Origin of the sequence: Campylobacter sp. IFREMER_LSEM_CL1097 (assembly GCF_025772225.1) — a bacterium.
Lineage (GTDB): Bacteria > Campylobacterota > Campylobacteria > Campylobacterales > Campylobacteraceae > Campylobacter_D > Campylobacter_D lari_D.
In genome coordinates, this window is sequence record NZ_JAKMRT010000022.1 from 1 (window position 1) to 18,424 (window position 18,424).

18 protein-coding genes are annotated in these 18,424 nt (G+C 30.2%); 5 read left to right on the forward strand and 13 right to left on the reverse strand.

All coding sequences use genetic code 11. The annotated features are described in order from the left end of the window. Both L8W64_RS07925 and L8W64_RS07930 read right to left on the reverse strand, forming a co-directional pair. Nucleotides 1–969, reverse strand: a 969-nt coding sequence (locus L8W64_RS07925; RefSeq protein WP_263673395.1) for a PDC sensor domain-containing protein, incomplete at its 3' end; no start/stop codon positions are given. A gap of 67 nt (nucleotides 970–1,036) precedes the next feature. After that, complete coding sequence (locus L8W64_RS07930) at nucleotides 1,037–1,498, reverse strand: low molecular weight protein-tyrosine-phosphatase (RefSeq protein ID WP_263659948.1); 462 nt, start codon at nucleotides 1,496–1,498, stop codon at nucleotides 1,037–1,039. A 206-nt stretch (nucleotides 1,499–1,704) separates the two neighbouring features. Between L8W64_RS07930 and thiD the strand changes: the two genes are divergently transcribed. Genes thiD through L8W64_RS07950 form a run of 4 tightly spaced genes read left to right on the forward strand, consistent with a single transcriptional unit; the run spans nucleotide 1,705 to nucleotide 4,553 of the window. Next, the gene (gene thiD / locus L8W64_RS07935) at nucleotides 1,705–2,517 is read left to right on the forward strand and encodes a bifunctional hydroxymethylpyrimidine kinase/phosphomethylpyrimidine kinase (protein ID WP_133319829.1); all 813 of its coding nucleotides are present in this window, start codon (nucleotides 1,705–1,707) and stop codon (nucleotides 2,515–2,517) included. Nucleotides 2,518–2,519: 2 nt separating this feature from the next. Then, nucleotides 2,520–3,302 (forward strand): hydroxyethylthiazole kinase, encoded by a 783-nt coding sequence (gene thiM, locus L8W64_RS07940; protein ID WP_263659949.1) that lies wholly within the window; start codon nucleotides 2,520–2,522, stop codon nucleotides 3,300–3,302. Continuing rightward, entirely contained in the window at nucleotides 3,289–3,915 is a 627-nt protein-coding gene (gene thiE, locus L8W64_RS07945; protein ID WP_263673397.1) for a thiamine phosphate synthase, read from the forward strand. The genes thiM and thiE overlap by 14 nt, the downstream gene beginning before the upstream one ends. After that, nucleotides 3,912–4,553, forward strand: a complete 642-nt coding sequence (locus L8W64_RS07950) for a uroporphyrinogen-III synthase (protein ID WP_318529432.1) — start codon at nucleotides 3,912–3,914, stop codon at nucleotides 4,551–4,553. Before thiE ends, L8W64_RS07950 begins: the two co-directional genes overlap by 4 nt. Here L8W64_RS07950 and L8W64_RS07955 read toward each other — a convergent pair. Beyond that, complete coding sequence (locus L8W64_RS07955) at nucleotides 4,534–5,862, reverse strand: MATE family efflux transporter (RefSeq protein ID WP_263665989.1); 1,329 nt, start codon at nucleotides 5,860–5,862, stop codon at nucleotides 4,534–4,536. The two genes, L8W64_RS07950 and L8W64_RS07955, sit on opposite strands and share 20 nt — an antisense overlap. Before the next feature lie 269 nt (nucleotides 5,863–6,131). Between L8W64_RS07955 and L8W64_RS07960 the strand changes: the two genes are divergently transcribed. Continuing rightward, the gene (locus tag L8W64_RS07960) at nucleotides 6,132–6,752 is read left to right on the forward strand and encodes a hypothetical protein (protein WP_263659951.1); all 621 of its coding nucleotides are present in this window, start codon (nucleotides 6,132–6,134) and stop codon (nucleotides 6,750–6,752) included. A 30-nt stretch (nucleotides 6,753–6,782) separates the two neighbouring features. Here the strand turns inward: L8W64_RS07960 and lepA are convergent, their stop codons facing one another. From lepA to L8W64_RS08010, 10 genes are read right to left on the reverse strand one after another with little or no spacing between them, the layout of a single operon-like run. Further along, nucleotides 6,783–8,573 carry a translation elongation factor 4 gene (gene lepA, locus L8W64_RS07965; RefSeq protein WP_263673399.1) on the reverse strand — a complete coding sequence of 597 codons (1,791 nt, stop codon included), beginning with the start codon at nucleotides 8,571–8,573 and terminating at the stop codon, nucleotides 6,783–6,785. A 9-nt stretch (nucleotides 8,574–8,582) separates the two neighbouring features. Then, on the reverse strand, nucleotides 8,583–9,008 hold the full coding sequence (locus L8W64_RS07970) for a hypothetical protein (RefSeq protein WP_133319835.1): 426 nt from the start codon (nucleotides 9,006–9,008) through the stop codon (nucleotides 8,583–8,585). A gap of 11 nt (nucleotides 9,009–9,019) precedes the next feature. Beyond that, nucleotides 9,020–12,250: a c-type cytochrome biogenesis protein CcsB gene (ccsB, locus tag L8W64_RS07975; RefSeq protein ID WP_263673401.1), complete on the reverse strand. Its 3,231-nt coding sequence runs from the start codon at nucleotides 12,248–12,250 to the stop codon at nucleotides 9,020–9,022. A gap of 3 nt (nucleotides 12,251–12,253) precedes the next feature. Further along, nucleotides 12,254–12,949, reverse strand: coding sequence for an ABC transporter ATP-binding protein (locus tag L8W64_RS07980; RefSeq protein WP_133319837.1), 696 nt, complete (start codon nucleotides 12,947–12,949; stop codon nucleotides 12,254–12,256). After that, entirely contained in the window at nucleotides 12,936–13,706 is a 771-nt protein-coding gene (locus L8W64_RS07985; protein ID WP_263671814.1) for an ABC transporter ATP-binding protein, read from the reverse strand. The genes L8W64_RS07980 and L8W64_RS07985 overlap by 14 nt, the downstream gene beginning before the upstream one ends. Further along, on the reverse strand, nucleotides 13,703–14,734 hold the full coding sequence (locus L8W64_RS07990) for a branched-chain amino acid ABC transporter permease (protein ID WP_133319839.1): 1,032 nt from the start codon (nucleotides 14,732–14,734) through the stop codon (nucleotides 13,703–13,705). The genes L8W64_RS07985 and L8W64_RS07990 overlap by 4 nt, the downstream gene beginning before the upstream one ends. 1 nt (nucleotide 14,735) lies before the next feature. Beyond that, nucleotides 14,736–15,632 (reverse strand): branched-chain amino acid ABC transporter permease, encoded by an 897-nt coding sequence (locus L8W64_RS07995; protein ID WP_220566316.1) that lies wholly within the window; start codon nucleotides 15,630–15,632, stop codon nucleotides 14,736–14,738. A gap of 20 nt (nucleotides 15,633–15,652) precedes the next feature. Beyond that, nucleotides 15,653–16,768, reverse strand: a complete 1,116-nt coding sequence (locus L8W64_RS08000; protein ID WP_263660834.1) for an ABC transporter substrate-binding protein — start codon at nucleotides 16,766–16,768, stop codon at nucleotides 15,653–15,655. Nucleotides 16,769–16,779: 11 nt separating this feature from the next. Then, complete coding sequence (locus L8W64_RS08005; protein WP_133319841.1) at nucleotides 16,780–17,892, reverse strand: ABC transporter substrate-binding protein; 1,113 nt, start codon at nucleotides 17,890–17,892, stop codon at nucleotides 16,780–16,782. Nucleotides 17,893–17,906: 14 nt separating this feature from the next. Then, nucleotides 17,907–18,347, reverse strand: coding sequence for a c-type cytochrome (locus tag L8W64_RS08010; protein ID WP_412175218.1), 441 nt, complete (start codon nucleotides 18,345–18,347; stop codon nucleotides 17,907–17,909). Nucleotides 18,348–18,424 lie beyond the last annotated feature (77 nt).

The following is an 18,424-nucleotide window of genomic DNA, read 5'->3' on the forward strand; positions in this document are numbered from 1 at the left end:
GTTAAGGCCGGTTTGGATTTTTTGAAGTGGAGAAAGGTAATAAGATATGATGAAGTAAAGTAAGGCAATACTTAATATACTTGTGAAAATTACAATTATAGCTTGAACATGGGCAATTTTTTCACTTGAATGGTTTATGGTATCAACATAGGCAATATTACATACTGTATAATCATTTGTTGTATTGCACAAACCAAGTCTTTCATTACCTTCTTTACTAGTGTAAAAAAATGGTTCCCCGTTGTTTGATTTTGCAAATGCATTGGCTACTATTGTAATATTTGGATGATTTGAATTATAATTTTCATTTGTAGATGCAAATGCAAAGTGATTTTTGTCATATACAAATGAATCTCCTGGCATTTTTTTCAAATTTTCTATTAAGTCTTTAACTAAGACATCAATGGCTAAAATACCAATAAATTTCCCATCTTTCAATAAAGGTAGAGCATAAGTGAAACAAGGCAATCCTGTAGTAGCATCTATATAAGAGTCGGTTATAAACAAAGTGTTTTTCTTTTTTGCTTCTATATAATATTCTCTTGTTGTTGCATCGTAACCATCAGCTTTGCCATAAAAACCGTAATCAAGATTTTTGCTATCGCTGTCTGTATCGCTTACAACTAACTCTCCATTTGGTTGAGCAATATATACAGCTAGATAATTTCCTGCATCTCTAAATGCTTTTAGTTGAACACCAACATTTTTAGCTAATGCATCTTGAGAATTAAGGTTTGAATATGGGTGTCTAAGAATGGTTTCTGAGAGTTCTATTAAAGATTTAGATGTGTTTTGTCTAAAATCTTCTACAAGATTGCTGGTAAAAATTAAACGATTTTTTTCTGAATTAACAACCTCATTAAAAAGAGATTGTTTAACAAAAATAAATGTTACAATTCCTAAAATCAATAAACAACAAATAGCAATAGCGTTTGCTATTAGTGAAACTTTAAGTTTAATACTTTTCATCAAATAACCTTTCAGTAATTTTTAAAAGTAGAAATTATATTAAAAAAATAATAAATATTTTTTAAATTTAAAAATATTTTTTGAGTAGATTGAATATATTTTCACATGCTTGCGAAAGGATTAAATAAGTCTCATCAAAGTTCCCACTATACCAAGGATCAGGCACTTCGTCATATCCTAATTCTAAGGCAAAAGAAGTGATTTTATGAATTTTATGTTTTGCATTTGGAAAATTTTTAACTATATCATTATAATTAGAATTATCCATTACGATAATTAAATCATTATCCTCGCACATTTTTAAATTTAGTTTTTTACTGCAAAATGGCTTAGAATTTATATTTTTGTTATCTAATAAAGCTTTAGTTTTATAATGCATATCCTCCCCATCGTGGTAACCTGAAGTACCTGCACTAGAAATAATAAATTCATTATTTAAATTTGCTTTTGTTAAAAGATCCTTCATAATAAATTCGGCCATGGGAGAACGACAAATATTGCCTAAACAAACAAAAATAATTTTAGTCATATTTTTCCTTTTATTTTTGTGTAGTTTTTTCAAAATTATAGCAGTATTTCAAAATATTTTTAAAGATTAATTAAAACTAAGATATAATTTTTCATTAATGGGGAGCTTTTGCTGAGAGGAAGTATAACTTCGACCCTTGAGAAGTTTGGTAATGCAAACTTTGAATTCTTGCAAAAACTTTCCTTTTTTATAAAAAAAGGATAAAAATGATACAAGCAAAAACAAAAACTAAAATTCCTATCTTAACTATAGCAGGAAGTGATTGTAGTGGTGGAGCTGGCATACAAGCTGATTTAAAAACTTTTAGCGCTCATAATTTATTTGGTATGAGTGTAGTTTTAAGCGTTGTGGCTGAAAATACTGCAAGGGTGATTTCTTGTTTTGATATACCCACTAAGATAATAGATGAGCAAATGCTAGCAGTTTATGAAGACATAGAGCCAGCTGCTGTAAAAATTGGAATGCTAGGTTCAAAGGAAATCATAATTTGTGTAAAAGAAAATTTATTGCGCTTTAAAGCTAAAAATGTAGTGATTGATCCTGTGATGTTTGCAAAAAATGGCTATGCTTTAATGCCTTTAGAAAATTGTCAGTTTTTTAAAGATGAAATTTTATCTTTAGCTGATGTACTTACTCCAAATATTCCCGAGGCTGAATTTTTGTGTGATTTTAAAATACTTAACGAGGAGGATATGAAAAAAGCCGCTATAAAACTTCACAAAGAAGGTGCAAAAAGTGTTTTGATTAAAGGTGGACATAGTAAATATAACACCAATGATGTTTTTTATGATGGAAAGGAATTTAGTATTTTTAAAGCAGAAAAAATTAATACAAAAAATACACACGGCACAGGTTGTACATTAAGTTCAGCTATAGCTAGTAATCTTGCCTTAGGTAAAGAAAAACATGAAGCTATAAAACTTGCTAAAGATTATGTGTATGGAGCTATATTAAATTCTTTAGCACTTGGAAAAGGTTGTGGTCCGACTAATCATTTTTTTCAATATGACAAGGAGTAAAAATGATTATTAAAGCAGTAAGAGAAAAAAATCCTTTGATTCATCATATTACTAATTATGTTACAGCTAATGATTGTGCAAATGTAACTATAGCAATGGGAGCAAGTGCTGCTATGGCTGATTTTTATGAAGAGCAAGCTGATTTTGCTAGAATAAGTTCAGCCTTAGTATTAAACACAGGTACGATTAATCAACTTATAGCAAATTCTATGTTAAAAGCAACTAAAGAATATACTTTATTAAATAAACCTATAATTTTTGATCCTGTTGCTTTGGGTGTGAGTAAGGCAAGAGATGGGATTAATTTTGAATTGCTTAATCTAAAAGGCATTAGTATTGTTAAAGCAAATGCATCTGAAATGGCTAGTGTTATAGGTTTAGATGGTAAAGCAAGAGGGGTTGATAGTACTTTTGTAATCGATGATGAGTTTTTAGAAAAAGCTAAAGAATACTCTTATAAAACCAAGCGTGTTTTGGCTATAACTGGAAAAATTGATTATATTATAAATCAAGAGCATATTGCTAAAATTTATAATGGCTCAATCATGGCTACTAAGATAACTGGAGCAGGTTGTATGTGTGCTTCTTTGTGTGGAGTTTTTGCAGGAGCGTTAGAAGATAAATTTCAGGCTAGTTTATATGCTTTGCTTAGTTTTGGCATAGCTAGCGAAATCGCTCAAGAGCTTTCTAGTGGAAGTGGTAGTTTTAGAGTGAATTTAATCGATGCTTTAAGTAATTTAAATGATGAAGAAATTAAAAAAAGAGCCAAATATGAAATCATTTAAAATTTATCTTGTCGCAAGCAAGGATGAAAAAAGCGAAAGCGAGTTTTTAAATATTTTAGAAGCTTCTTTGAAAGCTAAGATTGATATTTTACAACTTAGAGAGAAAAATCTTAGTACTTTAGAATTTTATAATCTTGCTTTAAAAGTTAAAGCTTTGTGTGAAAAATACAACACACCTTTTGTGATAAATGATAGAATCGATATAGCCATGGCTGTGAATGCAAATGGAGTGCATATAGGACAAAAGGATATGCCTTTAAAAAAAGCAAGGGAACTTTTAGGCGAAGAAAAAATCATAGGGCTTACGATCAATCATAAAAATGATCTTATTAATACTCAAGGTGCTACTTATCTTGGAGTGGGGGCTGTTTTTGCTACGCTTAGCAAGCAAGATTGTGTTGTGCTTGGCATAGATGGATTAAAAGAAATTGCTAGTTTAGCTTCTTTACCTATTGTGGCTATAGGTGGGATAGATGAAGTTAATTTAAATTTGCTTAAAGATTGTAATATACAAGGTATAGCTGTGGTTAGAGCGATAATGCAAGCAAATGATCCTTATATAGCAACTTTAAATTTAAGATCAAATTTTGATAAAACTTTTATAGGAAAATAATGATTTATTTTATAGGGGATAAAGAATTTGATGGTGTTAAGACTATAAGATTAAATGAAATTAAATTTCTTGATTTTGAAGTTAATTTAAAGGAATTTGATTGTTTAATCATTAGCTCCAAGAATGCATTAAAAGCATTAATGTCAAGTAAAAACAAAATTGATTTTGATATTAAACTTTATGCTGTGGGAGAAAAAAGTGCTGATTTTGCAAAAGAGCTTGGCTTTAAAAATGTCAAATATCCTAGCAAGGCTTATGGTAAAAATTTAGCTAGTGAGTTTTTATTTGAGTTTAAAAATAAAAAATGTCTTTATTTAAGAGCGAAGAAAATTAGTTCAGGTCTTGATGAGTATTTGCTGAAAGAAAATATCCTTTTAAAACAATTAATCGTTTATGAAAATATAGCCATAGAGCCTAAAAAAGATGAGTTAAAAATACATCATCCAAGTGTTTTTATCTTTAGCGCTCCTTCAAGCATGGAGCAATTTTTGAAATTTTTTGCATTAGAAAAAGAAGATAAAGTTGTAGTTATAGGTCAAAGTACAGCTTTAAAACTTCGTAATTTTAAAAATTTATATATATGTAAAGAACAAGATCTAAACTCTTGTTTAAAATTAGCTAAGAGTTTAGATTTTTAAAAGTTTTATATAATAAAAATGAAGCAATAAAAATCATACAAATATCACCTACTAAAGTGGCTAGCCAAACTCCATTTACTCCTAAAAATTGCGTTAGTATAAATAAAGATAAGAATGGGAAAATAAGACTTTGGGAAATAGAAATTCCTAAAGAAAGTAAGGGTTTATCAAGCGCTGTGAAAAATGAAGCGCAGAGTTTTCCAAACCAAGAAAATAAAAAAGAAAAAGAAAAAAATATCAAAGCATTTTGTGCTATATGAATAAAATCTTGGTTGTTATCTTTGTTGAAAACACTTACTATAAGGTTATTGAAAAAATAAACAAATAAAAACACTATTGTGCTTACACCCCAAGAAGCAAAAAACATTCTTTTAAAAATAGCTTGAATTCTTGCAATATTTTTGTGTCCATAATTATAACTTAATGCAGGTTGCATAGCATCACACATGGCCAAAACTAGCATGAAAACAAAAGTACTAAGATATAAAATCACAGAAAATGCTGCAACAGCTGTACTTCCAGAAAGTTTAAGCAAAAAAGCATTAGCTAAGATGGTATAAAAAGAGCTAGAAATATTAGAAAAAAATTCAGATGAGCCATTATAAAGTATATTTTTTAGTATTTGCAGCTTGATTATTGGTTTTTTAAATTTTAAAGTTAAATCTTTAAAAACAAAAGGTAATATCCCTAAAACGCTTCCTAAAAACATCCCTATACAAGTTGCTAAAGCTGCCGAATAAAGCCCCCAATCAAAAACCACTATAAAAAGCCAGTCAAGAAAAATATTACTCAAAGCAGTAATGATATTAACTATCATGCTATAAAAAGTTTTTCCACAAATCCTAAGATAATTATCCATAGCAAAAGCTAGCATAATAAAGGGAGCAAAAGTGGCAAAAATTTGCATATATTCAGTAGATAAACTTTGAATATTCTCATTAGCTCCCATAAAAACACTTAATGTTTTTGCTAGAAAAAATCCTAAAATTCCCATTAAACAAGAAATTGCAAAAATAATAACTATACAAAAAGAAAAAATAGCTCTTGCTTTTTCAACTTTTCCTTTACCTAGATTAATTGCTATTTGCACTGATGAGCCTATGGCTATCATATCAGCTAGAGCAAAACTTATCATGATAAAAGGCATCATTAAATTCATAGCAGCAAGTGCATTTGAACCTAAATATCTTCCAACAAAAATTCCATCAATAATCACATAAAGATAAATAAAAGCCATGCTAGCCATGTTTGGCAAAGCACATTTTATAAATAGTTTGGTAGGATTTAATGTAGTGTAAAAATTATGTATTGACATAGCTTTCCTTATTAAAAATTATTTTATTTAAAATTTTATAGATAAAATAAATTTAATAAAGAGATTCTATACCTTCTATAATATCTTTAAAATATGGATCAACAATGATAATGAAAAAATCTTTGAAAAACATTTATATCACCCAAATTTTAAAAATATAATAAATATTTGGCATTATATTTAAGCTGTAATTATAAATTTCTTAATGTAAATTTTAATTTTTTTTAGACGATTTTTATAAACCCACAAAAAAAGGAGCAAGGATGCAAATAAATTCGTATTCACGCGTGGCAGTAGAGTCGCAAGTTAGCAATAGGAAGGCTAATTTGAATACAAAACTTGAAGATGCCAATACCAAAAGTGCTAATAGCACAAAAGATATAGATGAGGATAAGCTTAGTAAGCTTGCTAGTATGGGAGGAAAAGGCATAACCGAGCTTTATGCTATGAATTTTATGCAGCAAGTATTTAGCATGAGTTCATCCAATAGTCTATCTCAGGCAGGGATTTTTCAAGGAGCTCAATCTAAGGATTCTTTAACAGCTATTTTATCAAATGTAGATTTTAAAGCTATAGGATATGAAGGTAAAGATATACTTAGTTTAAATGCTGATGAAGCAAAAGAGCTTATTGGGGAAGATGGATATTTTGGTGTAGCAAAAACATCTCAAAGATTGGCTGATTTTGTTATTAATGGGGCTGGTGAAGACATGGAAAAACTTCAAAAAGGTTTAGAGGGTCTAAAAGCAGGATTTGCACAAGCGGAAAAAATGTGGGGTGGCAAACTTCCTGATATCAGCTATGAGACAATTGATAAAGCTATTGAAACAGTAACTCAAAAAATTAACGAAATGGGTGGAAATTCTTTAGATATCAATGCATAAATTTATATCCCTAGTGTATAAACTAGGGATTTAGTCTATTTTTAAAACACTTAAAAATGCTTCTTGAGGTAAATGTACCTTACCAATAGCTTTCATTCTTTTTTTACCTTCTTTTTGTTTTTCAAGAAGTTTTCTTTTTCTAGTAATATCCCCACCATAACATTTTGCGGTTACATTTTTACCCATGGATTTTACATTTTCTCTTGCAATAATTTTATTTCCTATGCTTGCTTGGATAGCAACTTCAAAAAGCTGTCTTGGGACGATTTCTTTCATCGCTTTTACAAGCTCTCTGCCCTTGCTTAGTGCTTTTTCATTTGGCACTATGATGCTTAGTGCATCGACATTTTCACCAGCTACTTTAATATCAAGTTTTACAAGATCTCCCACTCTAAATTCAATAGGCTCATAATCAAAACTAGCATAGCCTTTGGTAAGTGATTTAAGTTTATCGTAAAAGTCCATAACGATTTCGTTTAAAGGTATATCATACTCAAGTAAAACGCGCTCAGGAGTGATGTAATCCATCTTAACTTGCATACCGCGTTTGCGATTTAAAAGAGTGATTAAATTCCCTAGGTATTCGCTTGGAGTTATGATAGTTGCTTTTACATAAGGTTCTTTTATATGATCGATTTTATTTACCGGAGGTAGTTCGCTTGGATTTTGAATTTTTAAAACTTCTCCATCGGTTTGATAAATTTCATAAGTAACAGTTGGAGCAGTAGCAATTAAATCAAGGTTAAACTCACGCTCAAGTCTTTCTTTAATAACCTCCATATGCAAAAGACCTAAAAAACCAACTCTAAAGCCAAATCCTAAAGCTAATGAAGTTTCAGGTTCATAAGTAATAGAACTATCATTAAGTTTTAATTTATCTAAAGCATCTCTTAAATCTTCAAATTTATCCGTTTCTATAGGATATAATCCTGCAAAAACAAAAGCTTTGGCTTTTTCAAAACCACCAATGGCTTCTTTTGCTTTATTTTTAGTTAGTGTTATGGTGTCACCTACTTGAACATCGGCGACATTTTTAAGTCCAAGCACGATAACACCCACTTCACCTGATTCTAATTTTTTAGTTTTTATAGGGCTTAATGGATGAGGATAGAAAAGATCTTGCACGAGATGTTTTTTATCTGTACTCATAACTAAAACTTCATCATTTTTAGCAATATTTCCCTCATAAATTCTAACTAAAGCCAAAGCTCCAAGATAATTATCAAACCAAGAATCATAAATTAAAGCTTTAGTAGGTGCTTCATCATCAGTTTTTGGCGTAGGAATTTTTGTGATGATAGTTTCTATGAGTTCTTTTATACCTACACCTGTTTTTGCGCTAACACAAATTGCATTAGAGCAATCAATTCCTATAATATGCTCTATTTCGTGTTTAACCTTTTCAATATCAGCCGAAGGAAGATCAATTTTATTAATCACTGGTATGATTTCAAGATCATTTTCTAAGGCTATATAAACATTGGCTATAGTTTGAGCCTCTACTCCTTGAGAAGCATCAACAACAAGTAAAGCCCCTTCGCAACTTGCTAAAGAGCGACTTACTTCATAGGAAAAATCAACATGGCCCGGAGTGTCTATTAAATTTAATACATATTCTTCATTGTTGAATTTATAATTTAAACGCACAGATTGAGCTTTTATAGTTATACCACGCTCTTTTTCTATATCCATAGTATCCATTACTTGGGCGCTCATTTGTCTATCGCTAATAGCTCCGCATTCGCTGATAATTCTATCAGCTAATGTGCTTTTACCATGATCAATATGAGCTATAATAGAGAAATTTCTAATATTTTTCATCAAAAAACCTTAAGATTGTCTCATTTTTCTTTTTGCTAGGCCTATTTGCTCATAAGCATCAATTTCTTTTTTCAAAGCTTTATATCTTTTTTTTAGCTCATTGTTTAAAAATGAAATATTTTTAGGAGTAGCATTAGCATTGGCTGAAATAGCACTAATGAAATCAAGTTTTCTTTTAGTGGCGCTGTCTTTTGGATTAGATCCTAGTTTTTGTGAATTTAAAAATTGCAAAATTAAAGCTTGAATTTCTTGAGAGTTATTTGCATTATTTGCTTTAGATATAAAATCTTCTATATTGCTTATTTTTGGAGTTTTAGCTGGATTTGATTTGCTTGGTTGTTTTTCTTTGTGCATGAAAAATAATATTAAAAGAATTCCAAGTATGATAATTATCACTAAAGCTATAACTAAAAAAATAAAAAGAGAATTATTCATTTAAAACTTTCCTATAATTTTGTTGCATAAGATCTTTTAAAATAACTTGCTAAGCTTAATGCTACCATAAATAAAAATCCCCAATACACATAATCAGGAATTTTCACAGAATCTCCTGCTGCATAAGAATGCATACCAGTTAAAAAGTAATTTACACCAAAATAAGTCATGATAATTACCCAATATGCAAACATGGAGCAAACTGCAAAAATGTATTGATTTGCCCATTTTGGTACCATTCTAATGTGCAAAATAGCTGCATAAACTAAAATACTAATTAAAGCCCAAGTTTCTTTAGAGTCCCAACTCCAATATCTTCCCCAACTTTCATTTGCCCATATAGCACCTAAGAAATTTCCAACTGTAAGTAAGCAAAGTCCTAAAATCATAGCCATTTCGTTGATTCTTGTTGCTTCTGTAATATTTCTTAAAATGTTTTCATTATGTTTGCCATTGATTTTTAGCATACATAATAAAATAAGTACAAATATACCCAACAATGCACATAATCCTAAAAATCCATAGCTAGCAGTAATAACCGAAACATGTATTGTTAGCCAATAAGATTGCAACACAGGAACTAAATTGGTAATTTGCGGATCCATTTGGCTAAGATGAGCCACACCTAAAGTAACTCCTGCTAAAATAGAGGTTAAAGAAAGTGCAATAGGGCTTTTTCTTGAAAAGAAAATTCCAGATAATGATAAAGCCCAAGCTATATAAACCATGCTCTCATATGCATTACTCCATGGAGCGCGACCTGCTATATACCAACGCAAAGCCAAACCTAGAGTATGGATGAAAAATGCCACAATGTTAAACACATAAACACATTTAAATATAAAATCAATGCGAATTTTTGGCAGGAGCATTTTAACAAAAACTATAATCAAAAGTAAAAATCCAGCGCATAAATAAAGCGGAGCAAGATTTACAAAAATTTGACTTTTGTTGAAAAAGATTTCTGTATTAATTTTTTTAGCACTTGGCATAACTTCTTGCCCGTATTTTTCTTGGTAATTTTTGATAATATTTAAATTTTTAGTTGCTTCATCCCAGTTGTTATGTGCAATAGAATTACTAACTGCATTGAAATAATTTTCTAAAATGCTTCTTACTTCTTTACCTTCTTCGCCTTTTAATCCTATATATGCTTCGCGTGGTGCCACCCATTGATTATTGGTGCTATTTTGTAGTGGAATAAATTTAAAAATATCTCCTGAAAAAATTAAATTTACAATATTTACTCTTTCATCAAGCTTGATTATTTCTTTATCAAAAACACTTCTACGATTTGGATTTTTTCTATTAGCATTTTCTACATATTTTTGTAGTTTATAAGCATCTGTAGTGAAAAAATCTTTAAAACTAGTATAAGCTCTAGGTTCAATACCTAAAATTTTAGAAATTTCTTCATTAACCAAGCGACTTGTTGGCATAAATATAATATCTTTATCGTACCATGCACTGCCATCAAAAATCATTGATATGATAGTTGCTTCGGCACTTTGGCCTTGAAAGGTTGTGTTTTTGTATATTTTTTCTAAAACTTCCATAGCTAAAGTATTAAAAGGAACCATTCTACCATCAGGTTTTTGCACTACTAAAGAAGCAAGTTCTTTAGCATGTGTTTCATCTACCTTGATGGGTTCATTTGCATAAGTATTTTGGCTTGCAAAAAAAACTAATATAAATGTCAATATTGCACTTGTTTTTTTCAAGGTGTCTTGATTGATTAATTTAGCTAAAGTCCTAAATCTTGAATGAGGATTTAAAATATTTAAAAACATTCCTAATGTAAGTAAAAAATATCCAATATATGTAGGAATTTTACCCGGATCTTTATTAACTGAAAGTATGGTGCCAAGCTCATCTTGATCATAAGAACTTTGGTAAAATCTATAACCTTGATAATCTAAAACATTATTCATAAAAATCTTATATTCTAATTTTTGTTCGGCATTATCAATTTCCACATAACTTGCATAAGACATAGGCGACATCGAGCCAGGATAGCGTTCTAGTTCAAAGTCTTTTAAGTACATTTCAAATGGCATTTCTATTCCTTTAGGACCCCATCTTAAAAAGAAAGGTTGACCTGCTACATCAATACGGATAGGCGAGTTGTATTCTACTAGGAAAACTTCTTTAGATTCTCCTTTATAGCTTAATTTTAATTTTAAAGCATTAATAGCATTTTCTGAAAGTTGAGTTGGCATATATTTAGTGCTTTGTGCAAAGTCTTTGAAATTATTTAATAAAGAATTATTCCAGTATTTTGCCTCGCCAAATAAAGAAATCAAAGCATTGCGTCCTAGCTCTATCCAACTATTTTTAAACCAAGTAAAAAAGCTTTCATCTTGAGCTTGATTAACGCCTTCTAAGGTTTTTTTACCATGTAAAGAAGCAAATTTTACCACTAAATTAATATCATTAAAAGAATATAATCTTAAATCTTTAGCTTGTGCTTTTTGATTGGCTTTTAAAATGTTTTCTTTACCATCACTCATTGACATGTATTTTAAATCAAAATCAGCACTAAGCTTTAGATCTTTATCAATTTTTATATAAGGACTTGGAACAGAGTCGTTTAAAAATGCTATATTGACACCATTGATATTTTTTATATCTCCTGCTTGAAAAAGCAATTCTTTAGATTCGTTATTTTGTGAAAGCATTAAAGATAAAAGAGGAGCAGAGTTGTTATCATCGATATAAATTTCTTTTGCATCTAAAATCAAATTTTCATATGAAATTTGAGCTTTTTCATCAGGTAATATTAAATCAAATGAAAAATCATTTACAAAAGGTAAGGTGGCAATATATTCAGATTTTGCAGCACTATATACTTTATCATCTTTTAAGGTTGCTATGTAGATATAACTTTTTGAGGTTTCAATGATATTATTTTTTTCGTTTTCTCTAATGTGTAAATTTCCTTCAAATCCCATATATCTAGTCATAGCCGAGCCTAGTAATATAAATAAAAATGAGATATGAAAGATTAAAAGCGGTATTTTTCTCTTGTTAAACATTTTATATTTAAAAAGAGCTGTTAAAAGATTGATTCCTAATATGAGCTGTATAAAGCCAAACCAAGATGTTCCATATATCATGGCCCATGCTGTTGGAGTATTGTAAGCACTTTCTATAAAAGTAGCTAGAGCGCAAAATAGGGCAAAAATTAAAAATAAAAAAATAGAAATTTTTATATCCCCAAAAGCTAAAAGTTGTCTTCTCATGATTTAAGCTCCAAGGTATTTTTTTCTAATCTCATCATTACCGATAAGATCTTTTGCAGGTGCATGCATAGCGATTTTACCATTTTCTAGAACATAAGCATAGTCGCTGATTTTTAAAGCTGAAAATGCATTTTGTTCCACTAATAAAATAGTAATACCTTCTTCTTTTAATTTGACTATAATATCAAAAACCTCTCCAACTATTTTTGGAGCAAGTCCTAGCGAAGGTTCATCTAGCATTAAAAGTTTTGGCTCACTCATAAGAGCTCTTGAAATAGCTAGCATTTGAGCTTCTCCACCGCTTAGAGTCCCCGCTAATGCATTTTTTTTATCTTTTAATCTTGGGAAAAGTCTATACATTTGATTTTTCAAATGTTCATAGTTTTCTGCATTATTAAAAGCACCAATTTTTAAATTTTCTTCTATAGTGAGATTTATAAAAACTCTTCTTCCTTCAGGTACCAATGCTATACCTTTTTGTACTAAAGTATGAGGTAAATGTCTTTGAGTGTCATAACCTAAAAAACTTACTTCACCAGTTTTTTTAACACAATTTAGCATTGCATTAAGTGTTGATGTTTTTCCTGCACCATTTGAGCCTATCAAGCTAACTATACTTCCTGTTTTTATGGTGAAATCTATACCTTTAACAGCTTCTATTAAGCCATAATAAACATGTAAATCTTTAACTACTAGCATTAAAATCTCCCAAATATGCACTAATTACTTCAGGATTTTGAACAGCATCACTTGGCTTTCCTTCAAAAATAGTCTTACCATAATCAAGCACCATAACCCTATCGCAAAGCTTATTTACAAATTTCATATCATGCTCAATAAGCAAAACACTGATTTTTTTATTATTTCTTATATCAAAAATCAATTCAGCCAAATCATCGCTTTCTGTTGAATTCATACCTGCTGCTGGTTCATCTAACAATAAAAGTTTAGGATTTGTTGCTAAAGCTCTTGCTATTTCAACTTTTCTTTGTTGTCCATAACTTAAACTAGTGGCCCTTTCATCAGCCAAATGAGCAATATTGAGTTGTTCTAAAATTTCATAAGCTGCTTTTTTTGCGTTTTTTTCTGCTTTGGAGAATCTTCCCAAATGTAAAAAAGCTTCAAAAATATTATATTTAATACTCTTATCAAAACCAATTAATACATTTTCTAAAACACTCATGCTAGAAAAAAGTCTAATATTTTGAAAAGTTCTTGCTACGCCTAGATGAACTATTTTGTGCGGCTTTAAATGGTCAATCTTTTTTCCTAGAAAAAATACTTCTCCACTGCTTGGTTTATAATTTCCTGTAATAATATTAAATAGTGTCGTTTTTCCTGCACCATTTGGACCTATAAGTCCAAAAATTTCGCTTTCTTTTATAGTAAAAGAAGTATTTGCTATAGCACTAACTCCACCAAAATTTTTATGGATTTTTTTAAGCTCTAAAATCATTTTTTATTCCTTTTAGAAAACTTAAATAAAATATCTGTTAATTCTTTATCGCCCATTATTCCTCTTCTTGCAAAAAGCATTACTAAAATCAATATAACAGAAAACACAACCATTCTAAGACCAGGCATGGCAGGAGTTTCATAACCAAAAATATTCATACTCTCATCTAAAAATCTTAAATACTCACTTCCGCCTATTACTAAAATAGCTCCTATGATAGCACCAGTAGTTGAACCTAAGCCGCCTAAAACAATGATGATTAAAAGCTGAAAAGTAAATAAAAAGTCAAATTGTTCAGGTGAAACTGAAGCTAGTGCGCAAGCTAATAAGCCTCCTCCAACACCTTCTAAAAATGCTGAAGTACTAAAGGCTAAGGTTTTAATATTAAAAGTGTTAATACCCATTGCTAATGCTGCATCTTCATCATCTCTTACAGCTTTCATGGCTCTACCAAATTTTGAACTAACAATATTTAAGATGATAATAACAGAAAATATAGCAATCCCACCACTCCAGTATAAGGTAGTATGTTTAGGAATATCGTTTAAGCCCAAAGAGCCATTTGTAACAGAAGCAAAGTTAATTGCCATAAGCTTGATAATAATTCCAAAGCCTAGTGTTACAATAGCTAAATAATCTCCTCTAACTCTAAATACTGCAAAGGCTAAAACTAAAGATAAAAGCATAGCACAAACCCCAGCAGCAAGTAAAGCTACAATAAAGCTTGGCGAATGAATCATCAAAATAAAACTACTTGGATCCTCTAAAGAAAACTGATCGATTTTGCTTTCACTTGTAAGTAAAACTAAGGCTGCAACATAAGCTCCTATAGCTACAAAACCATTTGGCTCTAATGAAAATTGTCCTGTAACCCCATTGATAAGATTATAACTTACCGCTAAGATTACAAAAATAGCAATATTGCTTAAAATTCCTATTTTATAATCGTTAAAAAAATAAGGAGATATAAAAAGAAAAGCAAGCGCTATAATAAAGAAACTTAAATGTGTAATTTTTCTTGCAATCATTTTAAAACCTACTTTTTTCAAAATTAATACCCAAAATTCCAGTTGGTTTAAAAAGTAAAATTAATACCAAAAAGATAAATGCAAATGCATCTTTAAAACCAGAAAGATCAGGGAAAATAGCAACAACAACAACCTCTGTAAAACCTATAATCAAACCACCTAAAACTGCTCCGGCAACAGAACCAATACCACCTAAAACAGCAGCGCCAAAGGCCTTAAGTCCTATAAGAGTTCCCATGCTAGGTTCAACAGAAGGATAACTAACAGCCCAAAAAATACCACCAATAGCAGCTAAAGCTGAACCTAGTGCAAATACAATAGCGATAATACGATTTGCATCAATTCCCATTAAATTTACAGTATGAATATCAAAAGCTAAAGCCCTAATAGCAATGCCATATTTGCTTTTATAAAGTATGAATAAAACCACTAATAATATAAAAAATGTCAAAATAGGCACTAAAATACTATTAACACTAATGCTGATATTATTAAAATTAATCACTGTTTCAAGATAACTTGGCACAGGAAAATACTTTGGTGTTGAGCCAAATAAAACATTAAATACATTTTGTATTAAAAAACTTATACCTATGGCTGTGATAAGTAAAGAAATTCTAGGTGCTTTTCTTAGAGGTTTATAAGCTACTCTATCAATAGCTATACCTAAGGCTGCCGCAAATAACATAGCTAAAGAAAGAGCGCCTAAGAAAGGTACATTCATGCTTGTAACACAAAATAAAGCTGAATATGCACCCACCATCATAATATCACCATGTGCGAAATTAATCAGTCTTAAAACACCATAAACCATTGTATAGCCTATGGCGATAAGTGCATACATACTGCCTAAACTAAATCCATTTATAATTTGCTGTAAAATTAAAGAACTATCCATTGAACCTCTTAAATTTTTATTTATGGTAGAATCGAGTCTTTATAAACTTGCTTTTGATTCTCTATTGATTTTATAACAATTGAGCGCGTGGCATTACCTGTTTTGTCTATACTAATCACCCCGCTAACACCTTCAAATTTAGAAGTAGCATGAATGTTGTTGTTGATACATTCACTATTGAAATCATTAACACATTTTTGCATAGCTTCAAAGATTACAAAATATGCATCTGCACCCATAGCTGTAAAATTTGGAACTTCTTTGCTTTGTTTTTCTTTTTCATAGGCTAATATAAAGTCTTTTGAAAGCTCTGTTGGAGGGTTATTATAATCAAAACTATCTGTAAATAAATATCCTTCTGCTGCATCTTGAGCTAGATTGATAAAAGTTTCATCGGCAACTCCATCTGCTGAACCCATAGGAATATTAACACCCATTGCTTTTGCTTGGCGTGCGAACAAAGAAGCCTCAGTGTAATATACTGGAAGATAAATAAAATCAGGTTTTAAATTTTTAACTTGAGAAAGTATAGCTTTAAAATCTTTATCGCCTGCTGTAATTCTAAATTTATCTAAAATTTTTCCACCTTGTTTGTTAAATTCTTTTTCAAAGGCCCTAGTTAAACCTAAAGAATAATCTGCACTTTGATCGCTAATTATCACAGCTTTAGTGTAATTTAACTTATTTTTTACATAATTAGCCAAAGATGAGCCTTGAAAGCTATCCATAAAACAAACTCTACTGGCATATAATTTTTTATTTAAAATTTTATCAGCAGTAGCAGCAGGAGCAACCACTGGTATCTTTTTTTCCTCGCCAATTCTTATCACTTGTAAAGTATTAGCTGTTAGCATTTCTCCAATAAGTGCATAAGCTTTATTTTGCGAAATTAATCTTGTGCTAGCATTTGCGCTTTCTATTTTATCACCTTTTGTATCTACTACAACAAGATTTACCTTATCACCATTACTTAAAGTATTTTTCATAGAATTTGCAATTTTCACTCCATCTAAAGCACTTTGACCATAAGCTGCAGTAGATCCTGTTAGAGGTAAAACTACGCCAATGTTAATTTCTTTTGCCTGTATGATATTACAAGCTATGATAGACAATATAGCTATACTAATTTTTTTCATAGTTTAACCTTTCAAGGATTAATAATAGTTTTATAAACTTGTTTTTGTTCTTGTATTTCTTTTATAACTACAGAACGACTTGCATTGCCACTAGCATCTATGCTTATAACTCCACCTACGCCTTCAAAATTATTAGTAGAATGAATTTTTTCATTAATGCATTGTGCGTTAAGATTATTGGCACATTCATTCATTGCATTTACCATTACATAATAAGCATCAGCTCCCATAGCAGAAAATGCTGGAAGCTCTTTGGTGCCATGATCTTTTTCATAAGCATTGATGAAATTTTTAGACAAAGTTGTTGGTGGATTGTTATAATCAAAACTATCGGTAAAGATTACTCCATTTACAGCATCACCCCCAAGTTCAATAAATGTTTTATTATTTACCCCATCACCTGCACTTAAAAGTTTATTAAAACCAACTGCTTTTGCTTGTCTTGCTATTAAAGCTGCTTCTGGATGGTAAATTGGCATATAAACAAAGTCAGGATTGATACTTTTAAGTTGTGAAACAATAGCTTTAAAGTCTTTATCGCCCGATGAGATAGTTAATTTTTTAAGTATTTTTCCGCCATTTTGTTTAAATTCTTTTTCAAAGGCTCTTGCTAAGCCTAGTGAATACACATTGCTTTGATCAACTATTACAACTACAGTTTTTAAATTTAAATCTTTATATGCATAGTTTGCAAATTTATCTCCTTGGAAGCTATCCATAAAACAAACTCTACTAGCGTAGCTTTTTTTATCCAAAAGTTTATCGCCTGAAGCAACAGGAGCTATTACTGGGATTTTTCTTTCTTCGGCTATAGATAAAACTTGCATAGTATTTGGTGTAACAGCTTCACCTATAAGTCCTAAAACTTTATCTTGAGAGATAAGTCTAGTGGTGGCATTTGCTGCTTCTATTTTATCGCCTTTTGTATCTATGGCTATGATTTTAACATTATCTCCGTTTTTTAAATTTGGATTTAAGGTATTAGCTAGTTTGATACCTTCATATACATCATTACCATAAGCCGCTAAAGCGCCAGTAAGTGGTAAAATAACTCCTATTTTTACTTCCGCAGCATAAATTGAACTAGCACAAAGCAAGCTAGCTAGCAGTAGATTTTTTTTCATGAAAACTCCTTTTTTTATTTTAAAAATGTATTATGTTTTGTTTTTGGTGCAGGTTCTTCTTCTAAAAGATCTTTTTGATTAAGCTCGATAGAAAAATTTTGCCCCTTTAAGTAAGCTATAATGTGATCCATATCACTTCCACTTAATTTTTTGGCGTATATGCTCATTTGAATGTTATCGCTTGATTGATCTTTAAAATATCCATTAGCATAGTCTTTTAAGGCACCTTTGATTTCTTCTGGGCTTAAATCTTTAATAGCTTTTTTACCATAAGAATTTTTTTCTCCATTTTCTCCGTGACAGGTGTTACATTTGTTTTTAAAATATATTTCTTTAGCTTTTTTTAAATCATAGCTAATATTATCATTAAAAGTATAAGTAAATAAAGACTTTATATTAAAAGCCATTAAAGAATTTATAAATAAAATACTAATTATAAATGAGCGTAACATAATATGCCTTTTTTAAATATAAATAAAGCTCGATTATATCTAAAAAAAATAAACAATTTTATCTCAATCTCACTTTTTTG